The organism is Streptomyces sp. NPDC048331 (assembly GCF_043201215.1).
In the GTDB taxonomy this organism is placed as follows: Bacteria; Actinomycetota; Actinomycetes; order Streptomycetales; family Streptomycetaceae; genus Streptomyces.
The window spans coordinates 89,952-114,001 of record NZ_JBICYT010000015.1 but is presented as its reverse complement, the minus strand read 5'-3'; the positions used below and the strand labels follow the sequence as shown (position 1 = coordinate 114,001).

Below are 24,050 nucleotides of genomic sequence, written 5' to 3'. Positions count from 1 at the left end.
CCCCCCCCCCCCCCCCCGCGGGGCGTCAGTCCCGGGCGGTCGGCCCGGCAGGCGCCAGCGCACGCGCCAGCACCGGGCCGATCTCCGCCAGGACCGCGGGGGACAGCAGGTCGTCGTGCGAGCAGTCGAGGACGTGCTCCTCGATCCGGCCGTCCAGGTACGCGGGCCAGACCAGCCCCGGGGCCTCGTCCGCGGGGGTGGACCGGGACGCGGTGAAGAACAGCACGTCACCGCGGTAGCGGAGGGTGCGGCTGCGTGACAGCAGCCGGACGCAGTGCACGTTCGTGTCGACGATCGCCCCCAGCAGCGCCTCGTCGAAGCCGGCCAACAGGCCCTGGCTGTCGCGGATCGCGCCGACCGCCTCCGCCCGGTCCACCGGAGCATCGCCCTCCGGCGGGTTCAGCCCGGCCACCGAGAGCAGGAAGCCGCTCTCCTCCCGTGCGAGGCGCTCGCGCAGGTCCGGGGCGTCGATGTACGACCAGTCCTCGATCTCCGGCGGGTACGCGTCCAGCAGCCCCAGGAAGGCGACCTCCTCGCCGCGCTCCTGAAGCAGTGCGGCCAGCGTCTGCGCCACGGTCCCGCCGAAGGAGTAGCCGAGGAAGTGGTACGGGCCCTCGGGCTGCACCGTACGGATCTCCGCCAGGTACAGCTCCGCCAGCGCGGCCACGTCGGCCACGTCGGGCTGTTCGCCCGACAGCCCCGGCGACTGGAGCCCGTACACCGGCCGATCCGGGTCCAGGAACCGCAGCAGGCCCGTGTACTGCCAGGCGAAGCCGGACGCCGGGTGGAAGCAGAACAGCGGCGCCGCCGTGCCCTGTTCCCGCAGCGGCATCAGCACCCGCAGCGCGTCCCGGCGGGCGTCCGACCCGATCCGGGAGGCCAGGTCCGCCACCGTCGGCGCGGCCATCACGGCCCCGACCTGGACCGGGGTGCCCAGTTCGGCGCGGATCCGGCCGACGAGGCGCATCGCCAGCAGCGAATGGCCGCCGAGCTCGAAGAAGTTGTCCTCGGCCCCGACGCGCTCCAGCCCCAGCACCTCCGCGAAGATCCCGCAGAGCAGCTCCTCGCGCGCGTCCTTCGGCGCCCGTCCGCCGCCCGCGTCTCCGAAGTCGGGCGCGGGCAGCGCCGCCCGGTCCACCTTTCCGTTCACCGTCAGCGGCAGTGCCGACAGCTCCACGAAGGCCGACGGAACCATGTACTCGGGCAGCGAGGCCGACAGCCGGGCCCGGAGGGCGGCCGGTTCGGGAGCGTCCGACGCCGACGCCACCGTGTAGGCGACCAGCCGCTTGAGGCCGGTCGGTCCGGTGTGGACGATCACGGCCGCCGCCGCGATGCCCGGCTCGGCCGCGACGGCCGACTCGATCTCGCCGAGCTCGATGCGGAACCCACGGATCTTGACCTGGTCGTCGGCGCGCCCGAGGTAGTCGATCTGCGCGTCCCCGCGCCACCGCACCAGGTCACCCGTCCGGTACATCAGCGTGCCCGGCTCGCCGAACGGGTCTGCGACGAACCGCTCCGCGGTCAGCGCAGGCCGCCCGAAGTAGCCGCGGGCCAGGCCCGCCCCCGCCAGGTACAGCTCACCTGCCACACCCGCGGGGACCGGCCGCAGCGCGCTGTCCAGCACGTAGGCCCGGGTGTTGAAGATCGGCCGACCGACGCACGAGCCGGCGCTGTCGTCCACGTCGGCGCCCAGCGCGTTGATCGTGTACTCCGTCGGGCCGTACAGGTTGTAGCCCATGGTGCCCTCGGTGCGCTTCAGCAGCTCCCACAGGCCGTCCGGTACCGCCTCACCGCCCAGCAGGAACAGCGTCGGCCGGTGCCGGTCCGCGTCCAGCAGACCCGCCTCGACCAACTGCAGCCCGTACGAGGGCGTCACGTTGACCACGTCGATGCCCACGCGGTCGTAGTGCGCTGTCAGGGCCGCCGGGTCCAGCCGCAGCTCCTCACCGATGACGTGCACCTCGTGCCCGTCGACCAGCCAGAAGAACTCCTCCCACGACATGTCGAAGGCGAAGGACACGGTGTGGGCCACCTTCATCCGGCGACCCCCCGCCAGGGCCACCGCCGGAGCGAAGATCCGCTCGCGGTGGTTGAGCAGCATGTTGGTCAGACCCGAGTAGGGCACCACGACGCCCTTGGGCCGCCCGGTGGATCCGGAGGTGTAGATGATGTACGCGGGGTTCCGGCCGTCCCGTACGCCCGTCAGCTCCGACTCCGCGAGCGGGCCCGCCGGCAGCGCCGCCAGTTCGGCCAGCACCGCGGGGTCGTCGAGCAGCAGTGCCGGTACGCCCCCCACCACCGGCACCCGGTCCGTCACCGGGGCCGTCGTGACCAGGCACAGCGGAGCCGCGTCGGCCACCATCGCGCCGAGCCGGTCCACGGGGTGGTCCAGGTCCAGCGGCAGATAGGCCGCGCCGGTCTTCAGTACGGCGAACAGCGCGACCACGAAGTCCGCCGACCGGGGCAGCCCGAGGGCCACCACGGCCTCCGGCCCCGCGCCCCGCGCCACCAGGGCCCGGGCCAGCCGGTCGGCGCGCGCGTCGAGCTCCGCGTAGCTGAGCCGCTGGTCCTCGAAGACCAGCGCGGTCTCCCCGGGGGTCCGGGCGGCCTGCTCGGCGAACAGGTCGATCACCGTGGTGTCCGGGATCGCGTGGCCCATGTCGTCGCCGGTCGCCAGCAGTTCGGCCCGCTCCGCCGCGTCCAGGGTGAGCAGTCGGCCCACCGGGAGCGCCCCGCCGTCGGCGAGCTGCTCCACCAGCAGCGCGAGCCGGCCCGCCAGGTGCCGGGCGGTCTCCTCGTCGTACAGGTCGGGCCGGTAGCCGAGACTCAGCTCCAGCGCCGGACCGGGGGTGACGGCCAGGGTCAGCGGGTAGTGGGTGCCGTCGACGCTGTGCGTCCAGCCGATCGCGTGGGCCGCCACCGCCTCCTCGCGGGCGGCGTCGTTCAGCGGCGTGTTGCGGAACACGTACAGGGTGTCGAAGAGCCGGCCGAGGCCGGTCAGCTGCTGGATCGGGCCGAGCCCCACGTAGTGGTGCGGCAGCAGGGCCGCGTGCTCGCCCTGGATCCGCACCAGCAGCTCGCGCAGCGGCTCGTCGGGGCGCAGGGAGACCCGGAACGGCAGCGTGTTCATGAACATGCCGATCATCCGGTCGACCCCGACGAGGTCCGCCGGACGACCCGAGACAGTGGCGCCGAACACCACGTCGTCGCGGCCCGTCATCCCGGCCAGGGTCATCGCCCAGGCCGTGCTGAGCACGGTGTTCAGGGTGACCCCGCAGCCCCGAGCGAAGGACCGCAGCCGGTCGCTCGTGGCCTCGTCCAGGGACAGGTCCACCACCTCGGCGGTCACCGGCCGCCGGTCCGGATCCGCCCGGGCCACGAGCGTGGCCTGGTCCAGCCCGGACAGATGGGTGCGCCAGGCCCGCTCGGCGGCCTCCCGATCCACGGCCGACAGCCGGCGCAGGTAGTCCCGGTACGGGGTGACGGGCGGCAGCACGTCCGCGGAGCCGCCGTGCCCGTACAGGGCGAACAGCTCCTCGAAGAAGAGCGACTCCGACCAGCCGTCGGTCAGGATGTGGTGCTGCGTCACGCACAACATCCACCGCTCCGCCGAGAACCGGATCAGGGCCACCCGCAGCAGCGGCGGTGCCGCCAGGTCGAACCGCGTCGCCGCGTCGGCGAGCGAGAACTCCCGCAACGCCTCGTCCTGCGCCGCCCGGTCGAGATGGCTGAGGTCGATCTCCCGCCAGGGCAGCTCCCACTCGCCCGGCACCACCTGCACCGGGCCGTCCAGACCCTCGTGCCAGAAACCGGACCGCAGGTTCGGGTGGCGGCGCAGCAGGGTGTCGAAGGCGGAGCGCAGGGCGGGCCCGTCGACGGCGTGCAGCAGCTCGACGAAGTTCTGCATCAGATAGACGTCGAGGGCCCGGTCGTCGTAGACCGCGTGGAAGTACAGGCCCTCCTGCAGCGGCGCGAGCGGCAGCACCTCCGCCACCCGCGGGAACACCGCGGCCAGCGTCGCCTCCTGCCCGGCGTCGAGCGTGACGAGCGGTCCGGCCGACGGCAGGGGACCGCCGTCCTGCTCCGAGACCTCGCGGGCCACCGCCGCCATCCGCTCCACGGTCCGCTGCTCGAAGACGTCGCGCGGGGTCAGGACCAGGCCGGCCTTACGCGCCCGCGTCACCAGCTGGATGGAGACGATGCTGTCCCCGCCCAGCGCGAAGAAGTCGTCGTCGATCCCGGCCGAGGCGAGCCCCAGCACCTGCGCGAAGACGGCGCACAACGCCTCCTCGCGGGCGTCCCGCGGCGGCCGCGACAGCTCCGCGCCGCCCAGCTCGGGCGCGGGCAGCGCGCCCCGGTCCAGCTTGCCGCTGACGTTGGTCGGGAGGACCTCCAGGACCACCACGGCCGCCGGGACCATGTAGTCGGGCAGCACGGCGGCCAGCGCCTCCCGCAGGGCCGCCGGTTCGACCGTGCCGGTCACGTAGCCGACGAGCCGCTTGACCCCGGGCGTGTCCTCGCGGACGACCACGGCCGCCGAGCCCACACCGGGCTGCGCGGACAGCGCGGATTCCACCTCGCCGAGCTCGATCCGGTAGCCGCGGATCTTCACCTGGTCGTCGGCCCGCCCCAGGAACTCCAACTGCCCGTCGGCGCGCAGCCGTACGAGGTCGCCCGTACGGTACATCCGCGAGCCGGCCGGACCGTACGGGTCGGCCACGAACCGCTCGGCGGTCAGCGCGAACCGGCCCAGGTACCCGCGGGCCAGGCCGTGGCCCGCCAGGTACAGCTCACCGGCGGTGCCGGCCGGCGCGGGCCGCAGGGCGGAGTCCAGCACGCGGGCGCGGGTGTTGCCGATGGGCCGGCCGACGATCGGGGTGGCCGACTCGGCGAGGTCGGCGCCGAGGGCATCCACCGTGTACTCGGTGGGCCCGTACAGGTTCACCGACATGACCCCGGGTGCCGCGCGGACCTCGGTCCACAGCGCCTCGGGAACGGCCTCGCCGCCCAGGAGCAGCAGCCCCGGCCGGTGGTGCGCACCGCTCAGCAGCCCCCACTCCAGCAGGGCGCCGGCGTAGGTCGGCGTCACGTCCATGGCGTCGATCCGGTGCTCGCGGACGTAGCCGACGGTGAACTCGGCATCCCGGCGGCCGATCTCGTCCAGGACGTGCAGCTCGTGCCCCGAGACCAGCCAGAACAGCTGCTCCCACGAGGTGTCGAAGCTGAACGAGGCGGTGTGCAGGGCGCGCAGCCGTCGCCCGCCCGCAGCCGCTGCGGCCGGGGCGAAGACGTCCGCGATGTGGTTGGCGTACAGATTGGACAGACCGCCGTGGGTCAGCACCACGCCCTTGGGGCGGCCCGTGGAACCGGAGGTGTAGATCACGTACGCCGGGTGCCCGGACTCCGTACGCGGCGCCGGGAATCCGTCGCCCCGCGCGGCGAGTTCGACGGTCGTCCCCGCCGAGTCCAGGACGATCCGCTCCGGTCCGCCCACCGACCCGGCGGGCAGCAGCGGGAGCGCCGCCTCCGTGGTCAGCACGCACACCGGGGCCGCGTCGTCCAGCATCAGGGCGATCCGGTCGGCCGGGTAGTCCAGGTCCAACGGCAGATAGGCGGCGCCCGACTTCAGGACGGCCAGGATGGCCACCACCGACGCGGCCGAGCGCGGCACGGCCAGCGCCACGACCGCCTCGGGTCCGGCGCCGCGCGAGGCCAGCAGCCCGGCCAACCGGGCGGCCCGGTCGTCGAGTTCCGCGAAGGTCAGCCGGTCGGGACCCGAGACCACGGCGACGGCGTCCGGCGTCGCGGCGGCCCGCTCGGCGAACCGGTCGGCGACCGTACCGTCGGCCACATCGCGGGCGGTTCCCGCTTCCGCGCCACACAGCTCCGCGCGGTCGGCGGCGGTCAGCGGATCCAGGGTGCCCACCGGCCGGCCCGGATCGCCCGCGACCTGGTCCAGCAGGGCGGTGAACCGCTCGGCGACGCGGGCGGCGGTCCGGGGGTCGAACAGGTCCGGCCGGTACTCCAGGGCCAGTTCGGCCCGTTCGTCCAGGGACACGGACAGGGTGAGGGGGAAGTGCGTGCCGTCCCGGGCCTCGACGGCCGTCACCCGGACCCCGTCGGCCAGTGGCGCCCGGGCGGACGGGTCCACCGGGTAGTTCTCGATGACCACGAGGGTGTCGAACAGCTCGCCGCCACCCGCCTGCTTCTGGATCAGCCGCAGGCCCAGGTGGTGGTGGGCGAGCAGCGCGTTCTGCTCGTCCCGGAACCGTCTCAGCAGGTCCGCGGCGCTCTCCCACGGCCGGGCCGTGAGCCGCACCGGCACGGTGGTGATGAACAGCCCGACCATCGACTCCACGCCGGGGAGCTCCTCGGGCCGGCCCGCGACCGTCAGCCCGAACACCACGTCCCGGCGGCCCGTCAGACTGCCGAGCAGCAGTCCCCAGACCGCCTGGATCACCGTACTGGGCGTGGTGCCCAGCGACCGGGCCGCCGCCGTCAGCCGGGCGGTGGCCGCCTCCGACAGCTGCACCCGGTGCACACCGGGCCGCACCGCGGTACGGGACGGGTCGGCCGGGGCCACCAGCACGGCCTCGTCCAGCCCCGCCAGCGCGGTGCGCCAGGCACCCTCGGCGGCCGGGACGTCCTGCGCCTTCAGCCACTTGAGGTAGTCGCGGTAGGGGCGTACGGGCTGCTGACCCGAGGTGTCGCCGTCGCTCTCGTACAGCGCGAGGAGGTCCCCGACGAGCAGCGGCATCGACCAGCCGTCGACCAGGATGTGGTGCACGGTGACCACGAGGAGGTGGTCGTCCGGGCCCCGGCGCACCAGCAGCAGCCGCAACAGCGGCGGCCGGTGCAGCTCGAACCGGCGGTCGAGCTCGGCCCGCTCCACCCGACGCACGGCGGCCGGCGAGGGGTCGGCCGACAGGTCCGCCCGGCCGAGCGCGAAGGTCACCTCGGCCGGTACGAACTGCACCGGCTGCGGCACTCCCTCGTGCCAGAAGCCGGCCCGCAGGTTGGGGTGGCGGCGCAGCAGGGCCGCGCCCGCCCGCTCCAGTCGGTCCGCGTCCACGGGGCCGGCCAGCGACACGGAGACCTGCACCGTGTACACGTCCGGCGCGCCCGCGTCGTAGACGGAATGGAACAGCATGCCCTGCTGCAAGGGGGACAGCGGAAGCATGTCCTCTATTCGAGCCTGCGTCACTGCTGGGCCCTCCACATTTCTTCGAGCATGGTGATCTGGTCCTGGTCGAGATCGACGAGGTCGAGGTCCGAGGGGGTGTACCCCGCGGACGTGCCGCCGTCGGCCCAGGCGGCGAGGGCGTCCACGGCGGCCGTCCAGCCGTCCGCGAGCTGCCCCACGGTCTCCTGGGAGAGCGCCTCGCCCGCCCAGATGAAGTGGGCGGTGAGTTCCGGCCCGCCGTCCCCGTCGGTGATCTCCGCGGTGATCTCCAGTACGTGGGAGAGCGGCATCGCCGGGTCGGGGCGGGCGGACAGGGCGTCCCCCTCCGGGGCCGGGCCCCAGGCGGAATCGACCCGGCCGGTCTGTCGGCCCAGGTAGTTCCAGAGGATCTCGGCGCGAGCGGACGGGTCGAACAGCCGCGCCGTGGCCGGGTTGTTGTAGCGGAGCAGCCCGGCGCCGAGCCCGCCGTCGGGCACCGCCCGCAGCAGCTCCTTGACCTCCTTGAGCAGCGCCCCCGCGTCCGTGCGCCCGGCGGCGACCGCCGCCGGGTCGTACGCTCCCATCGGCAGGCGCAGCGGGTGGATGCTGGTCAACCAGCCCACCGTGCGGGTGAGGTCGGCGCCCGGCAGCAGCTCCTGCTCCCGGCCGTGACCCTCCAGGTCCACGGTGAACCCGTCCGGCCGGGGCTGCCCCGAGCGGGTCACCCGGTCACCGACCGCCAGGACCAGCGCGCTCAGCAGGGTGTCCCCGACGGTGCCGTGGAAGGCGGCCGGCACGGCCTGCAGCAGCGGAGCCGTGCGCTCGGCGGAGATCCGTACGGACAGTCGGCGCGCGGTGGCGGCCGTGTCGGTGGCCGGGTCGAGCGGACGCCCGGCGAGCAGCGGCCCGCCGGGCGCGGCGGCCAGCCAGCGGTCCAGCTCGGCGGTGCGGCGCGGGCTCTGCGCCTCGGCCAGCAGGTGTGTGGTCCAAGCCCGCAGCGGGGTGCCGACCGCTTCCAGGGCCGGCGTCCGGCCCGCGGCGGCTGCCTCGTGTGCCGCCTCGAGGTCGGGCAGCAGGATCTGCCAGGACACCTCGTCCACCGCGAGGTGGTGGACGACGAGCAGCAGCCGGCCGGGCTCGGCCGGGCCCCGGTCGAGGTGCACGGCGCGTACGAGGGCCCCCGCCTCGGGATCGAGCAGGCGCCACACCCGCTCGGACTCGGCGGCGACCAGCTCGCGCAGTGCGGCGTCCGACAGGCCGGCCGCGTCCACACCCTCCAGGACGGCGGAGGCGTCCACCGCGCCCGTGGGGCGGATCTCCGCGCTCCACACCCCGGGGCGGGTCACGGTCAGCTGCTGGCGCAGCCCCTCGTGGTGGTCCAGTACGGCCTGCAGCGCGGCCGTGAGGTGCGGGCGCCGGGCCCCGGCGGGCAGCCGGACCAGCCGGGCCTGCGCGAACGAGGCGAACGGGCCGCCCCGTTCGGCCAGCCAGGACGCCACGGGCGGCAGCGGCAACGGGCCCGGACCCGCGTCGGCCGTACGGGCGGCGGGCGCGGGGGCGCCCTCGGGCACGGTGGCGACCGAGGCCAGCGCGGCCGGGGTCGGGTGCGTGAAGATCTGCCGGGCGGAGACGGTCAGCCCGGCCTTGCGGGCCAACCCCACCAGCCGGATGGAGACGATGCTGTCGCCGCCGAGCTCGAAGAAGTTGGCGTCGGGGCCGACTCCGGGCAGGCCCAGCACCTCGCCCATGAGGGTGCTCAGGATCTGCTCGGGCGTCCCGGCGGGCACCCGGCCGGCCGGGGCGGCGGGCGCGTCCGGTACGGCGATCACCGGCGCGGGCAGCGCCCGCCGGTCCAGCTTGCCGTTGGCCGACAGCGGCAGCCGCTCCAACCGGGTGAACACGGCCGGGACCATGTACTCGGGCAGGCGGGCGGCAGTCAGGGCGCGCAGGGCGGCCCGGTCGAGCGCGGCGCCGGGCACGGGGACCGCGTAGGCCACCAGGCGCCGTACGCCGGGCTGGTCCTCGCGGACGACGACGGCGGCCTGAGCCACCTCGGGCGCGCTTGTCAGGACGGCCTCGATCTCGCCGAGTTCGATGCGGAAGCCGCGCAGCTTGACCTGGTCGTCCGTGCGGCCGAGGTAGTCGACGCGGCCGTCGGCCAGGCGCCGTACGAGGTCACCCGTGCGGTACATCCGGGTCCCGGGAGCCCCGTACGGGTCGGCGACGAAGCGCTCGCCCGTCAGGGCCGGGCGGCCGAGGTAGCCGCGGGCCAGCTGGACGCCGGCCAGGTACAGCTCGCCCGGGACCCCGACGGGCACCGGCCGCAGCCGGGCGTCGAGCACGTACAGGCGGGTGTTCCAGACCGGCAGCCCGATGGAGGCCGAGGCCCGCGCCTCGGCCGCGGTGAAGGTGGTGCAGGAGCCCGAGGTGACGTCGACGGCCGCCTCGGTGGGGCCGTAGAGGTTCTCCAGCTCCACCGGCGCGCCGGCGGCCGAGGCATGGAACCGGCCGACGAGCTCGGTGGGCAGGGCCTCGCCGCTGCACACGACCAGCCGCAGGCTCGGGCAGTGGGCGATGTCGGTCTCGCCGAGGAAGGCGGCGAGCATGGACGGGACGAAGTGCACGACGGAGACGCGCTGTTCGCGGATCAGCTCGGCGAGGTACAGCGGGTCCTTGTGCCCGTCGGGGCGGGCGATGACCAGCGGCACGCCCTCGGCGAGCGGCCAGAAGAACTCCCAGACGGAGACGTCGAAGCTCGCCGGGGTCTTCTGGAGCACCCGGTCGCCCGGCCGCAGGCGGTAGGCGTCCTGCATCCAGCTCAGCCGGTTGACGATCGCCTCGTGCTCGACCAGGACGCCCTTGGGCATTCCGGTGGAGCCGGAGGTGAAGATCACGTAGGCGGGGTGGTGGGGCAGCAGGGGCTCGCGCCGCTCCGACTCGGCCAGCTCCGAGCCGTCCAGCGCGGTCAGCCGGGACCGGACGGTGGGGGAGTCCAACAGGACCCGCTCCCGGCCCACTTCGGGGGAGAGCAAGGTTTCCGACAAAGTGTCGGTAAGTATCAGCACGGGCTCCGCGGTCCGCGTCATGGAGGCCAGGCGCTCGGTCGGCAGGCCGAGGTCCAGCGGCAGGTACGCGCCGCCGGCCCGGACCACCGCGTGCAGGGCGACGACCAGGTCGAAGGAGCGCGGCAGGGCCACGGCCACCACCGACTCCGGGCCGACCCCACGGTCGATCAGCAGCCGCGCCAGCCGGTTCACCCGCTCCTCGAAGTCGGCCCGCGAGAGCTCGTCACCCTCGAAGACCAGCGCGGGGCCGGTCTCCTCCTTCGCGCCCGCCGCCACGAGGGCGGCCAGCGTCCGCGCCCCGCCCACCGGGTGGCCGGTGTCGTTCCAGCCGTGCAGTGCGAGCCCGCGCTCCGCCGGGTCCATCACCTCGATCGCCGAGACCGGCCGCTCGGGCGCCTCCACGACGGCGTCCAGCAGCAACAGCAGCCGCCCGGCCAGCAGTTCGACGGTCGTGCGGTCGAAGAGGTCGGACGCGAAGCGGATACCGCCCGCGATCGCCCCATGCTCCTCGGAGGCCCCGAAGGCGATCTCCAGATCGAACTTTGCCCCACCGGTCTCCACGGTGACCTCCCGCGCCGGCAGCCCGAACAGCTCCGGCACCGCGCTGCCCACGGAGTGGTAGGTCACCATCGTCTGGAACAGCGGATTGCGGGAACGGGAGCGCTCCGGATCCACCGCCTCGACGACCGCCTCCAGCGGCAGATCGGCATGCGCGAAGGCCGCAAGCCCCGTGTCGCGCACCCGCGCCACCAGCTCGGCGAAGCTCGGGTCCCCGGACAGGTCCGCGCGCAGCACCAACGTGTTCAGGAAGAAGCCGACGAGCCCGTCGAGTTCCTCGCCCTCCCGGGCCGAGACGGGGCTGCCCAGCGGGATGTCCTCACCCGCGCCCAGCCGGTGCAGCAGCGCGGCGACGGCCGCGTGCGCCACCATGAACAGCGTCGCGCCGCCCTCACGGGCGATCCGCGCGAGCCCCGCTCCGGTCCGCGCCGGGACCTCGAAGGTCACCACGTCCCCCTCGTACGAGGGGACCGCCGGCCGCGGCCGGTCGGCGGGCAGGGTCAGCTCGGCCGGGGCGCCGGCCAGCGCCTGCCGCCAGTACGCGGCCTGCCGGGCCGCCACCGAGTCCGGGTCGCCCGCGTCACCGAGCAACTCCCGCTGCCAGAGGGCGAAGTCGGCGTACTGCACGGACAGCGGGGCGAAATCAGGCTCCGCGCCCGCCGACCGGGCGGCGTACGCCCGGTCCAGGTCCGCCAACAGCGGGCCGGCCGACCCCTCGTCCGTCGCGATGTGGTGCACCAGCACCACCAGCAGATGGTCCTCGGGCGCGGCCCGCAGCAGCGTGACCCGTACCGGCGGCTCGGCCGCCAGGTCGAAGACGTGCCCGCCGACGAGGACCGCCTCCTCCTCCAGTCGGTTCGCCGCCACCTCGCGCACCGTCAGCGCCACACCGGCCCGCTCGGCCGGCAGGACCACCTGGTACGGCTCGTCCTCGTGCGCACGGAACACGGTCCGCAGGCTCTCGTGCCGGGTGACCAGGTCCTGGACCGCCGCCGCCAGGGCCACGGTGTCCACCGGCCCGCTCAGCCGCACCGCGAGCGGCACGTTGTAGGTGGTGCTCGGACCGCGCACGCTGTCCAGCAGCCACAACCGGCGCTGCGCGAAGGACAGCGGCAGCCGCTCGGGCCGCGGCGCGCCCGCCGTGAGGCGCGGACGCCCCGCGCCGGAGCGCTCGGCGAGGACGGCGGCCAGCGAGGCCACCGTCCGCGCCTCGAAGAGGTCGCGGACGGCGCAGTCCACGTCCAGCGCGGCCCGGAAGCGACCCACCGCACGGGCGGCGAGCAGGGAGTGACCGCCGAGGGCGAAGAAGTCGTCCTCCACACCGACCGACTCCAGGCCGAGTACGTCGGCCAGGATCCCCGCGAGGATCTCCTCGCGGGCGTCACGCGGTGCCCTCGAGGTACCGGCGACCGGCGCCGCCGGCGCGGGCAGCGCCCGCCGGTCCAGCTTGCCGTTGGCGGAGAGCGGGAGCTCCCCCAGCTCGGCGAACACGGCCGGGACCATGTACGCGGGCAGGCGGGCGGCGGCCAAGGTGCGCAGGGCGGCCTGGTCCAGGGTCGCGCCGGCTGCGGCGACCGCGTAGGCCACCAGGCGCTGCACGCCGGGCTGGTCCTCGCGGACGACGACGGCGGCCTGCGCCACCTCGGGCGCGCTCGTCAGGACGGCCTCGATCTCGCCGAGTTCGATGCGGAAGCCGCGCAGCTTGACCTGGTCGTCGGTGCGGCCCAGGTACTCCAGCCGCCCGTCCCGGCTCCGGCGCACCAGGTCGCCGGTGCGGTACATGCGGGTGCCCGCGGCGCCGTGCGGGTCGGCGACGAAGCGCTCGCCCGTCAGGGCCGGGCGGCCGAGGTAGCCGCGGGCCAGCTGGACGCCGGCCAGGTACAGCTCGCCGGGGACGCCGACGGGCACCGGCCGCAGCCGGGCGTCCAGGACGTAGACGCGGGTGTTCCACACCGGGCCGCCGATGGAGGCGGAGGCAGCGGCGGACGCGGGGCCCGCCCCGGCTGCCGGGCAGTCCGCGGCGGTGACGTCGACGGCCGCCTCGGTGGGGCCGTACAGGTTCACCAGCCGGGTCGAGCCGCCCGGAGCGGACGCGTGGAAGCGGGTGACGAGCCCGCTCGGCAGGGCCTCGCCGCTGCCCACGACCAGGCGCAGCGACGGGCAGTGGGCGATGTCGGTCTCGCCGAGGAAGGCGGCGAGCATGGACGGGACGAAGTGCAGCACGGAGACGCGCTGTTCGCGGATCAGCTCGGCGAGGTAGCGCGGGTCCTTGTGGCCCTCGGGGCGGGCGATGACCAGCGGCACGCCCTCGGCGAGCGGCCAGAAGAACTCCCACACCGACACGTCGAAGCTCGCCGGGGTCTTCTGCAGCACCCGATCGGTGGAGTCGAGACCGTACGCGTCCTGCATCCAGCGCAGCCGGTTGACGATCGCCTCGTGCTCGACCAGCACGCCCTTGGGCATCCCCGTGGAACCGGAGGTGAAGATCACGTAGGCGGGGTGGCTGGGGAGCAGCGGCGCGCGCCGCTCCGCGTCCACGACCGGATCACCCGGCAGCGCGGCCAGCTCGGCCGCCCGCTCCGGCGCGTCCAGGACGAGGATCTCGGTGTCGGGCAGCTCCGGCAGCGCCCCCAGCGAGGGCAGGTCCGTCAGCAGGCAGACCGGCGCGGCCGTCTCCGCCATGTACGCCAGGCGCTCGGTCGGCAGACCGAGGTCGAGCGGCAGATACGCGCCGCCGGCCCGGACCACCGCGTGCAGGGCCACCACCAGGTCGAAGGAGCGCGGCAGGGCCACCGCCACCACCGACTCCGGGCCGACCCCGTAGCCGATCAGCAGCCGCGCCAGCCGGTTCACCCGCTCCTCGAAATCGGCGCGCGACAGCTCGACCCCCTCGAAGACGAGGGCCGTCGCCAACGGATCGCGCCGGGAACCGGCCGCGGCCAGCGAGTCCAGGGTCTGCGGCGCCACCGGCCGGACGGTGTCGTTCCACCCCTCCAGCAGCTGGGCGCGCTCGGCGGGGTCGAGCAGCTCCAGCTCGGCGAGCGGGACCTCCGGGGCCGCCGCGGCCGCGCCGAGCAGCCGCAGCAGCCGGGTCAGCAACGACCGTATGGTCTCCGCGTCGAAGAGGTCCGTCGCGTACCGCACTCCGCAGATCATCGCGGGGGGCGAGTCATCGGTGCCCGGGGTGCGGCGGAAGAGGATCTCCAGGTCGAACTTGGCGTCCCCGGCCTGGACCGGGAATTCCTCGGCCGGCAGGGGGCCGAGGGCGCGCAGCGGCTCGGCGCCGCCGTCCTCGTAGGCCACCATCGTCTGGAACAGCGGGTGCCGCGCGAGCGAGCGCTCCGGATTGACGGTCTCGACGACCGCGTCGAAGGGCAGGTCGGCCTGCGCGAGGGCGGCCGCTCCGAAGGCGGCCGTTCGGCGCAGCAGTTCGGCGAACGACGGCTCGCCCGCCAGGTCGGCCCGGATGACCAGGGTGTTCACGAAGAACCCGACCAGTGCGTCCAGGGCCTCCTCGCCGCGCCCCGCCACCGGGCTGCCCAGCGGGATGTCCTCGCCCGCGCCGAGCCGGTGCAGCAGCGCCGCCACGGCGGCGGTCACCACCGTGTACATCGTCGTGCCGCGGTCCCGGGCGAGTGCCTCCAGGTCTCGCACCAAGTCCTGGGGCAGGGGCAGGGACACGGTCCGGCCCTCGTGCGTGGGGCGCACCGGACGCGGGCGGTCGAGCGGCAGGGTCAGTTCCTGGGGCAGCCCGGCCAGGGCCTCGCGCCAGAAGCCGGCCTGGTCGTACGCGACCGATCCGGGTACCGCCGCGTCGCCCAGCAGTTCGCGTTGCCAGAGCGCGTAGTCCGCGTACTGGACGGCGGGCGGCGCGGTCCGCAGGACCCCGCCCGCGCACCGGGCCGCGTAGGCGGCGGCCAGGTCGGCCAGCAGCGGTCCGGCCGACCACTCGTCACCGGCGATGTGGTGCAGCAGCAGGAGCAGCACCTGGTCGTCGGCGGCGGTGCGCAGCACGCTCACCCGCAGCGGCGTCTCGGTCCCCAGGTCGAAGGCGTGACCGGCCGCCGTGTCGATGCTCCGGCCCAGATCGGCCGGCTCCACGTCGGCCACGACGAAGGGCACGGCCACGTCCGACGGAGCGAGCACCCGCTGGTACGGGCCCTCGGCGTCCTCCGCGAACACGGTACGCAGCGCCTCGTGCCGGGCCGTCACCTCGTGCACGGCCGCCTCCAGGGCGGCCAGGTCCAGTTCTCCGCGCAGCCGCAGGGCCAGCGGGATGTTGTACGTGGCGTTCGGGCCCTCCATCCGGTGCAGGAACCACAGCCGTGCCTGGGCGTACGACAGCGGGAGCCGCTCCGGTCGCGGACGGGCGGTCAGCGCGGGGCGGACCACCGACCGACGGCCGGCCACCCGCTCCGCGAGGGCCGCGACCGTACGCAGCTCGAACACGTCCCGCACCGTGCAGTCGGCGGCCGACGCCGTCCGGATGCGGGCCACCAGGCGGGTGGCGAGCAGGGAGTGCCCGCCGAGTCGGAAGAAGTCCTCGTCGGCGCCGACCGAGGGAACGCCCAGCACCTGGGCGAAGGCCTCGGCGATCCGCTCCTCGGCGGCCCCGCTCGGCGCCCGTCCGCCGGCCTCGGCCGGCGCGACCGGAACCGGCAGCGCGGCCTTGTCCAGCTTGCCGTTCACGTTCGTCGGCAGCACCGGCAGCACCATCACGGCGGCCGGGACCAGGTGCTCGGGCAGCCGATCGGCCAGCGCGGCCCGCAGCCGGACCGGATCGGCCGTACCCGTGACGTAGCCGACGAGCCGCGGCAGACCCGGGACGTCCTCGCGGACCACCACGGCGGCCGAGGTCACCCCGTCCAGGGCGGCGAGTTCGGCCTCGACCTCGGCGGGCTCCACCCGGAAGCCGCGGATCTTGACCTGGTCGTCCACCCGGCCGAGGAACTCCAGCAGGCCGTCGGCCCGCCACCGTCCGAGGTCGCCCGTGCGGTACATCCGGGAGCCCGGAGAACCGAACGGATCGGCGACGAAACGTTCCGCCGTGAGGGCGAACCGGCCCAGGTAGCCACGGGCGTTCTGCTCGCCCGCCAGGTACAGCTCACCCGGCACCCCCACGGGCACCGGCCGCAGCCGCCCGTCCAGCACGTGCGCCCGGCTGTTGTCCAGCGGCCGGCCCACCACCGGCGAGACGCAGTCGCCCACCCGCGCGACCAGGGCGTCCACCGTGAACTCGGTCGGCCCGTAGTAGTTGACGACCTCCACCCCGGGGACGGCGCGCAGCTCCTCCCACAGCGCTGGCGGCACCGCCTCGCCACCCAGGAGGAACAGCGGCGGCCGCCACTCGCCCGTCAGCAGACCGGCGTCGACCAACTGCCGTCCGTACGAGGGGGTGACGTCGAGCGTGTCGATCCGCTCCGCCCGCACGTAGGCCACGACGGCGTCCGCGTCCCGGCGCCCGTACTCGTCGAGGACGTGCAGCTCGTGCCCGGCGACCAGCCACAGCAGCTGCTCCCACGAGGAGTCGAAGGAGAAGGAGGCGGTGTGCAGCGCCCGCACCCGGCGTCCGAGCCGCTCGGCGACGGGCACGTACAGCTCCCGTTCGTGGTCGCGGAAGAGCCGGGTCAGACCGGCGTGCCGGAGCACGACCCCCTTGGGCCGGCCGGTGGAGCCGGAGGTGTAGATGACGTACGCGGCGTGCTCGGGGTCCACGGGCACATCGGCCCCGGGCACGGCGGCCGCCAGTGCCTCCACCGTCTCCGGGTCGTCCAGCACCACCAGGTCCACGCCCGGCAGCCGGTCCGCGACCGCCCGCGTGGTCACCGCGCACACGGGCGCCGCGTCCCCGAGCATGTACGCGATCCGCTCGGCCGGGTGATCCAGGTCCAGCGGCAGATAGGTACCGCCCGCCTTCAGGACGGCGAGCGTGGCCACCACGGTCCCGGCGGAACGCGGCACGGCCAGCGCCACCACGGTGTCCGGGCCGACGCCGCGTCCCGCCAGCAGGGCCGCCAGCCGGCCCGCGCGGTCCTCCAGTTCGGCGAAGGTGAGGCGCTCGTCCCCGGCGACCACGGCCACCGCGTCGGGAGCCGCCGCCGCACGGGCGGCGAACACCTCGGTCACCGCACCCGGCTCCACCGGCCGGTCCGTATCGTTCCAGCGGGTCAGCCGGGCCCGTTCGGCCTCGTCCCGCAGCTCCCACCAGGACACCGGGTCCGCCGGGGCCGCCACCGCCGCGGCGAGCGCGCGCAGCAGCCGCCGGACGAAGGTGTCCACGGTCGGACGGTCGAACAGCGCGGTCGCGTAGAACACCTCCAGTTCGAGGTCCTCGCTGTGCGCCGCGTCCGAGAAGGTGATGTCCAGGTCGAACTTGGTGACACCGGGATCCACCCGGTCCACCCGGGCCGGGTATCCGAAGAGGTTCGCCACGTCCTGGGTCACCGTGCTGTGCGAGACCATCGTCTGGAACAGCGGGTGGCGGGAGAGCGAGCGCTGCGGATTGACCTCCTCCACCACCGAGTCGAAGGGCAGGTCGGCGTGGTCGAGCGCGGCCAGGTCGGTCGTCCGGACCCGGTCCAGCAGCTCGGTGAAGGACGGGTCGCCGGACAGGTCGGTGCGCAGCACCACCGTGTTGACGAAGAAGCCGACGAGTTCGTCGAGCGCGCTGTCGCTGCGGCCGGCCACAGGGCTGCCGAGCACGATGTCCTCGCCCGCGCCGAGTCGGTGCAGCAGCGCGGCGACGGCCGCGTGCACCACCATGAACACGCTGGTGCCGGTCTCGCGGGCAAGCGAGCGCACCGCGGCCGCCAGTTCGCGCGGCACCGTCTTGAAGACCATGGCTCCGGCCGGGTCGGCCACGGCCGGGCGCGGCCGATCGGCCGGCAGCCCGGCCTCCGGCGGCAGTTCCGCCAGGGCCTCGCGCCAGTACGCCGCCTGGGTTGCGGCGAGCGATCCGGGGGTCCGCGCCGAGCCCAGCAGCTCCCGCTGCCAGAGCGCGAAGTCGGCGTACTGCACTGCCGGCACACCGAGTTCCGGGTCCTCGCCCGCGCAACGGGCGGCGTACGCCCGCTCCAGGTCGCGCAGGAACGGCCCCATCGACCATTCGTCGCTCGCGATGTGGTGCAGCAGGACCACCAGGGCGTGTTCCCTGCCCGCGGCGTCACGTACCAGCGTCACCCGCAGGGGGGCCTCCCCGGACAAGCCGAAGAGGTGTCCCAGGGCCGCCCGGACCGCCGCCTCGAACCCGTCCGCGGCCACGTCGTGGACGTGCAGCCGTACTCCGGCCTCCGCCACCTCCAGCACCCGCTGGTACGGCTCACCGTCCCGCTCCCCGAAGACCGTGCGCAGGGTCTCGTGGCGCCCCGCCACGTCCCGCAGGGCCGCGTCCAGGGCGCCCGCGTCCGGAGCCGTGTCGAAGCGCACCACGAACGGGATGTTGTAGGTGGCGCTCGCACCCTCCACCTGGTGCACGAACCACAGGCGCTGCTGCGCGTACGAGAGCGGCAGCGGGTCGGGGCGCGGACCCGCGACGGGCGCCGGACGGGCGGCCGCCGTGCGCCCGGCCAGCAGCGCGGCGAGCGCGGCCACGGTCCGCGCCTCGAAGACGTCCCGGATCCCGCACTCGGTGTCCAGGGCCGTCCGCACCCGGGCGATCACGCGTGCGGCCAGCAGCGAGTGGCCGCCGAGGGTGAAGAAGTCGTCGTCGGGGCCCACGGATTCCAGGCCCAGCACATCGGCGAAGATCCCGCAGAGGATCTCCTCACGGGCGCCGCGCGGCGCCCGCGCCCCGGTGCCCGCCAGGGCGGCCAGGTCGGGCGCGGGCAGGGAACGACGGTCGATCTTGCCGTTGGCGGTCAGCGGGAAGGCGTCGAGCACGACGACGGCGGACGGGACCATGTACTCGGGCAGCCGCTCGCCCAGGGCCCGGCGCAGGCCCGCCGGGTCGGGGGCGGGCCCCTGGGCGGCGGGGGTGACGTATCCGACGAGGTGCGGGAAGCCCGGCAGGTCCTCGCGGACCAGGGCCACGGCCCGGTCCACGCCCTCACCGGCCGTCAGCGCGCTCTCGATCTCGCCCAGTTCGATGCGGAAGCCGCGCAGCTTGACCTGGTCGTCGACGCGGCCGAGGAAGGCGATCCGGCCGTCCGCGTGGCGGCGTACGAGGTCGCCCGTGCGGTACATCCGGCTGCCGGCGGGCCCGTACGGGTCCGCGACGAAACGTTCCGCCGTCAGGGCGTGGCGGCCGAGGTAGCCGCGGGCCAGCTGGTCCCCGGCGAGGTACAGCTCACCGGGGCGGTCGACGCCGACCGGGCGCAGGGCCCCGTCCAGGACATGGGCGCGGGTGTTCCAGAACGGCACCCCGATGTCCGGGACCCCGGTGTGCCCGGGGTCCAGCAGGCGGGAGGTCGCCCAGACGGTGACCTCGGTCGGGCCGTACACATTGGTGACGGAGCGCGCGGTGCGCGCGAGGCGTTCGGCCAGGGCGGCGGGCAGGGCCTCACCGCCGACGAGCACCCGGGTGTCGTCGAGGGAGGCCGGGCGGCCGTCCTCCAGCAGGGCGTGCCACAGCGACGGCGTGGCCTGCATGACCGAGGGACGGTGCGCGTCGACGAGGGTGGCGAGCGCGGCCGGGTCCCGTACGGTGTCGCGGTCCGCCAGGACCACGGTGGCGCCGCTGATCAGCGGGGTGTGGATCTCCAGGGCGGCGATGTCGAAGGAGATGGTGGTGACCGCGACGAGCCGCTGACCGGGCGCCAGTTCGAGCTCGTGGGCCTGCATGCGCAGGAAGTTGGCCAGGGCCGCGTGCGGGACGACGACCCCCTTGGGGCGGCCCGTGGACCCGGAGGTGTAGATCACGTACGCGGGGTGGCCGCCGGCCAGGGGCAAAGTGCGGTCGGCGTCCGTGGGGGCGTCGGCGGCGGTGTCGGCGAGCTCGGCGAGCGTGTCGGGGGCGTCGAGCACGACGGTCTCCACCCCGTCCACGACCGGGGCGCCGGCCGCGCTGTCCAGGGTGGTCAGGACGCACAGCGGGCGGGCGTCCTCGACCATGAACTCCAGCCGGTCGGCGGGGTAGTCGAGGTCGAGCGGCAGGTAGGCGGCGCCTGCCTTCAAGACGGCGAGCAGGGCCACCACGAGGTCGGTGGTACGGGGCAGTGCGAGGCCGACGATGCTCTCCGGGCCGGCGCCGCGGCCCATCAGCAGGCGGGCGAGCCGGTTGGCGCGCTCCTCCAGTGCGGCGTAGTCGAGGGTGTCGGCGCCCGCGATCACGGCGGGCACCTCGGGGTGCAGCCGGGCGGCGTGTTCGAAGGCGTCGACGACGGTGCCGGGCGGGACCGGGTGGTCGGTGTCGTTCCGGTCGAGCAGCAGGGCGTCGCGGGCGGCCGGCGCGAGCAGGTCCGGGCGCCCGACGGGGGCCTGTGGCCCAGCCGCGGCGGCCTCACGGAGGAAGTGCGCGAACTCGGCGCGGCGCGCGGCCAGCGTCCCGGCGTCGTAGGCCTGCGGGTTCGCGTCGAGCTCGAAGCGGATCCGCCCCTCGGCGGCGTCGTGGTACACGCCGAGGGTGAGGTCGTCCACGGGGCCGGCGGCGACGTTGTGCACGGAGCCGGCCGCTCCGGCGAAGTCGAGGGAGTTGTCGAAGGCCTTGATGTTGACCATGGGCCCCAGCAGGCCCTGCTCGCGGCCGGACAGGCCGAGGTCGCGGCGGATGTCCTCGGCGCGGTAGCGCTGGTGGCGGCGCAGGTCACGGACGTCGGCCGCGACGGCGGCGACCAGTTCGGCCAGCGGGGTCTGCGGGCGTACGGTCACGCGCAACGGCAGCACGTTGACGACCATGGACGGCACCTTGAGGGCCGCCGAGCCCAGCCGGGCCATGGCGGGCAGGGACAACAGCACGTCCCGGCTGCCGGTGGCCCGGTGCAGGTAGGCGGCGAAGGCGGCGGTCATCACATCGGCCCAACTGGCCTTCGCCGCGCGGGCGATCGCCAGCAGACCGGCCGTCTCCTGCTGCGTCAGCGTGGCGCCGTCACGCAGGAACGCGTGGGCCGCGGGGTATCGGGCACCGCTCAGCGGCTCCGGCTCGGGGTGGTCCGCGAGCCGCTCCAGCCAGTAGGCGCGGTCCTCGGTGAAGCGCGGCGAGGACCGGTAGGCGCGTTCCTCGGCGAGGATCACCTCCAGCCCGCCGAACGGGTCGGGCGTCGGCTCCTCGCCGCCGGCGAGGGCCGTGTAGATCTCGGCGGTGCGGCGGGAGACCAGGGAGAACCCGAAGGCGTCGAGCACGAGGTGATGGGCGCGCTGGTACCAGAGGGTGCGGTCCGGGGCGACCTTGTGCAGCGTGAAGACGTACAGGGAGTCCCGGACCGGGTCCAGGGGGCGGGCCATGTCGGCGTGCATGAGGGACAGGGCGGTGCCGTACGGGTCGTCCTGGCCGGTGTGGTCGAGTACGGCGACCAGCGGACCGGCGGCCGGCCCGCTCCACGTGACCTGGTACGGCTCGCCGTCGGGGCCCTCCGCGAAGCGCGCCGTCAGGGCCTCGCTCTCGGCGACCGTCCGCCGGAGCGCCGTCACGAACAGCCCGGCGTCCAGCGGGCCGTCGATCTCGACGTATTGGCCGACGTTGTAGACCGGGGAGTCGGGATCGAGCCGCTGGCCGTACCAGACACCGGTCTGGGCCCCGGTGAGGGGGAGGCGCTGGGAGGGACGCTCGGTCATGGACATCGTGCTCCAGATTCGCTGCGGGTCCCCGGCCGGTGGCGGGACCGGCCGGGGGAGGTCGACGGGGTGCGGGGGCCTGCGGGCAGGTGGGGGAAGGTCCCCTAGGCCGCGGGGGCGGCGGGCTTCAGGCCGGCGGTGTCGGGGCTCGGCCCGGCGTCGGGCCGAGCCGCGTCGTCGTCCTCCTCGCGGGGGAGAGTGGCCCTGCGCAGGCCGGGTACGGCGATCGCCACGACGACGGCGGCCACGGCGCAGATCGCACCGTTGACGACGGCCGCCCCACCGGGGCTGAACCAGCGCGCGAGGGCGGCCACCTCGACATCGCCGACGACGCCTCCGGTGGTGCCCTGCGTGGTGATGACGCTGACGATGCGGCCGCGCAGCCGGTCCGGGGTGCTGTGCTGGACGAGGGCGTACTCGAGGATCTCGTAGACCGTTCCGGCGGCCCCGCCCACGGCGAGCAGTGCGAAGGCGACCCAGATGTTGCCGCTGAGGCCGAAGCCGACGGCGGACAGACCGCCGGTGACGGCCGAGTAGATCAGGAGCCGGCCGGGCCGGGCGGCCCGGGTCAGCCAGCCGCTGGTGGCGGAGACGGCGACCGCGCCGACGGCGGGGGCGGTGTAGAGGAGGCCGAGCATGACCTCGCCGCCGTGGAACTGCCGGTCGACCATCTCGGGGAAGAGCACGACCGGGAGGTTGAACAGGGCCATCACGCCGCCGAGCACGAGCAGTCCGCCCACGACGCGGTTGCGCACGGCGTACTTGAAGGCGACCAGTAGCGATCCGGTGTCGGCGCCGGACTGCTCGTCCTCCTCGTCGTCCTCGACCGGCGGCAGGGGCCGGATCCGGGAGATCAGGAGGGTGGTGACGGCCGTGGTGACGGCGGTGAAGGCGAAGACCGGGCCGGGTCCCCACAGGGCGAGGAGCACACCGCCCAGGAACGGCGCGCTGATGGAGCCGATCTCACCGGTCAGCGAGATCAGGGCGCCCGCGGCCGGGAGTTGGTCGGGGCGCACGAGCGTCGGGGCGACGGCCATCAGGGCCGTGACGCTGACGCCCGTGGCCAGCCCGTCCCAGGCGACGCACACGTAGATGCCCCACAGGGTGGGGTCCGGCAGCATCGCGTTCACGGCGAGGCCGGCGAAGGCGAGGGCGGCGGCGCCGCGGGCGCACACGATCAGCCGGCGGCGGTCGGTCCGGTCGGCCATGACGCCGCCCCAGAGCGAGCCGAGCAGCACCGTGATGCTCATGATCATGCTGGCGACGGCGACGTCGAAGGTCGAGCGCGTCAGTCCGTACACCTGGGCGGACAGGGCCACCGTCGCCATGCCGAGGCCGAACAGGGACACCACGCGGGCGATGAAGATGGCGCGGAAGTCCCTGCTGGTGCGCAGGGGTTCGATGTCTATGACGAAGTCACGCAGAGGCACGGAAGGCTCCGGGGCGGGCAGGTGCGGGGGAGGGTGGGATCAGGGGGCGGCGGTGAGCAGCTCGGCCCACTGGCGCAGGGTGGGTCGTTCGGCGAGGTCCACGAAGCTGATGCGGGCGCCTTCGGCCCGCCATTTCTCGACGAGGGACATGAGCCGGATCGAGTCGAGGCCCTGGTCCAACAGGTCCTCTTCCAGGGAGACGTCGGAGGGCTCCGTGTAGAGCACGTCGGCGACGTCGCGGACCAGCCGGTCGAGCGTGAAGGGCGGGGAAGCGGACATGAGGGGGTTCTCTCTCCTCGAGGATCGGCGGAACGGTGCGAGCGCGACGACGCGTCAGCATTCTATTAGGTAAGGCTTACCTAACTAAAGGTGAAGCTGCACGTCAAGCCGGGTGTGGTGAACGCGTGACTGCCGCTTTGATGAACTGGCCTCTGGGTGTGATGCGTTGGGCCGGGAGGCGGAATTGCGGCTCAATTTAGGGAAGGCTAACCTAAGTTTGTGATTACTGTCGCCACCCTCCGTCCCTCGCCGCACGGCACGGACGGCCTCCCGCCCCTGGTCCGTCGGGCCCGTCCGCACGACGCCCCCGCGCTGCACGCCCTCTCGCTGGCCTTCATCCGCTCCGGCGCCCTGCGGCCCCGCGGCATCGACCACTACCTGGCGCATGCCGGGGAGTTTCTCCTCGCGACCGGTCGAGGCCGTACACCGGCCCTGGGCTGCCTCGCCCTGAGTGACGAGGGGGAAGGGGCCGCCGTGCTCTACAACTTCTGCGTCGCCCGGGGGAACCAAGGCCGAGGGCTGGGCGCCGCGCTGCTGCGCGCCGCGCTCGCCGATGCCCGGCACCGCCTCGTAAGCGAGGTCTTCACGGCCACGACGGGCGGCGCCGCCTTCTTCCGGCGGCACGGCTTCGTGCCGCCCGTCCCGGGACGGGCACCCGCCGCCTGGACGGCGGCGCTGGACCCCGCCCGCGGCTCGGAGGTGCTCTCCAGGAGGCTCTGAGCCGTACGGTCCGCACACGACCGGGGCCGGGCCGGGGGCCCGGGGGCCGGGCGGCCCCGCCGGGGGGGCGGCGGGGCCGGGCGGCCCCCCGGCGCCGCCCCCGGCGCCCCCGCGCGCGGGGCGCCAGGA

5 protein-coding genes are annotated in these 24,050 nt (G+C 74.7%); 1 reads left to right on the top strand and 4 read right to left on the bottom strand.

Annotation, left to right across the window (positions count from 1 at the left end):
- Window positions 1-25: 25 nt before the first annotated feature.
- From ACGFYY_RS22390 to ACGFYY_RS22375, 4 genes are all read right to left on the bottom strand, one after another.
- Complete coding sequence (locus ACGFYY_RS22390) at window positions 26-7,180, bottom strand: amino acid adenylation domain-containing protein (RefSeq protein ID WP_393711702.1); 7,155 nt, start codon at window positions 7,178-7,180, stop codon at window positions 26-28.
- A gap of 20 nt (window positions 7,181-7,200) precedes the next feature.
- On the bottom strand, window positions 7,201-21,492 hold the full coding sequence (locus ACGFYY_RS22385) for an amino acid adenylation domain-containing protein (RefSeq protein ID WP_393711700.1): 14,292 nt from the start codon (window positions 21,490-21,492) through the stop codon (window positions 7,201-7,203).
- A 104-nt stretch (window positions 21,493-21,596) separates the two neighbouring features.
- The gene (entS, locus tag ACGFYY_RS22380) at window positions 21,597-22,922 is read right to left on the bottom strand and encodes an enterobactin transporter EntS (RefSeq protein ID WP_393711698.1); all 1,326 of its coding nucleotides are present in this window, start codon (window positions 22,920-22,922) and stop codon (window positions 21,597-21,599) included.
- Window positions 22,923-22,961: 39 nt separating this feature from the next.
- On the bottom strand, window positions 22,962-23,201 hold the full coding sequence (locus ACGFYY_RS22375) for a phosphopantetheine-binding protein (protein ID WP_109783686.1): 240 nt from the start codon (window positions 23,199-23,201) through the stop codon (window positions 22,962-22,964).
- 219 nt (window positions 23,202-23,420) lie between these two features.
- Here ACGFYY_RS22375 and ACGFYY_RS22370 point away from each other — a divergent pair, with 219 nt between their 5' ends.
- Window positions 23,421-23,921: a GNAT family N-acetyltransferase gene (locus ACGFYY_RS22370; protein WP_393711695.1), complete on the top strand. Its 501-nt coding sequence runs from the start codon at window positions 23,421-23,423 to the stop codon at window positions 23,919-23,921.
- Window positions 23,922-24,050 lie beyond the last annotated feature (129 nt).

Coding starts and splice junctions, on each gene's coding strand:
- ACGFYY_RS22375 (WP_109783686.1), bottom strand. CDS start 23,201: ATGTCCGCTTCCCCGCCCTTCACGCTCGACCGGCTGGTCCGCGACGTC.
- ACGFYY_RS22385 (WP_393711700.1), bottom strand. CDS start 21,492: ATGACCGAGCGTCCCTCCCAGCGCCTCCCCCTCACCGGGGCCCAGACC.
- ACGFYY_RS22390 (WP_393711702.1), bottom strand. CDS start 7,180: ATGCTTCCGCTGTCCCCCTTGCAGCAGGGCATGCTGTTCCATTCCGTC.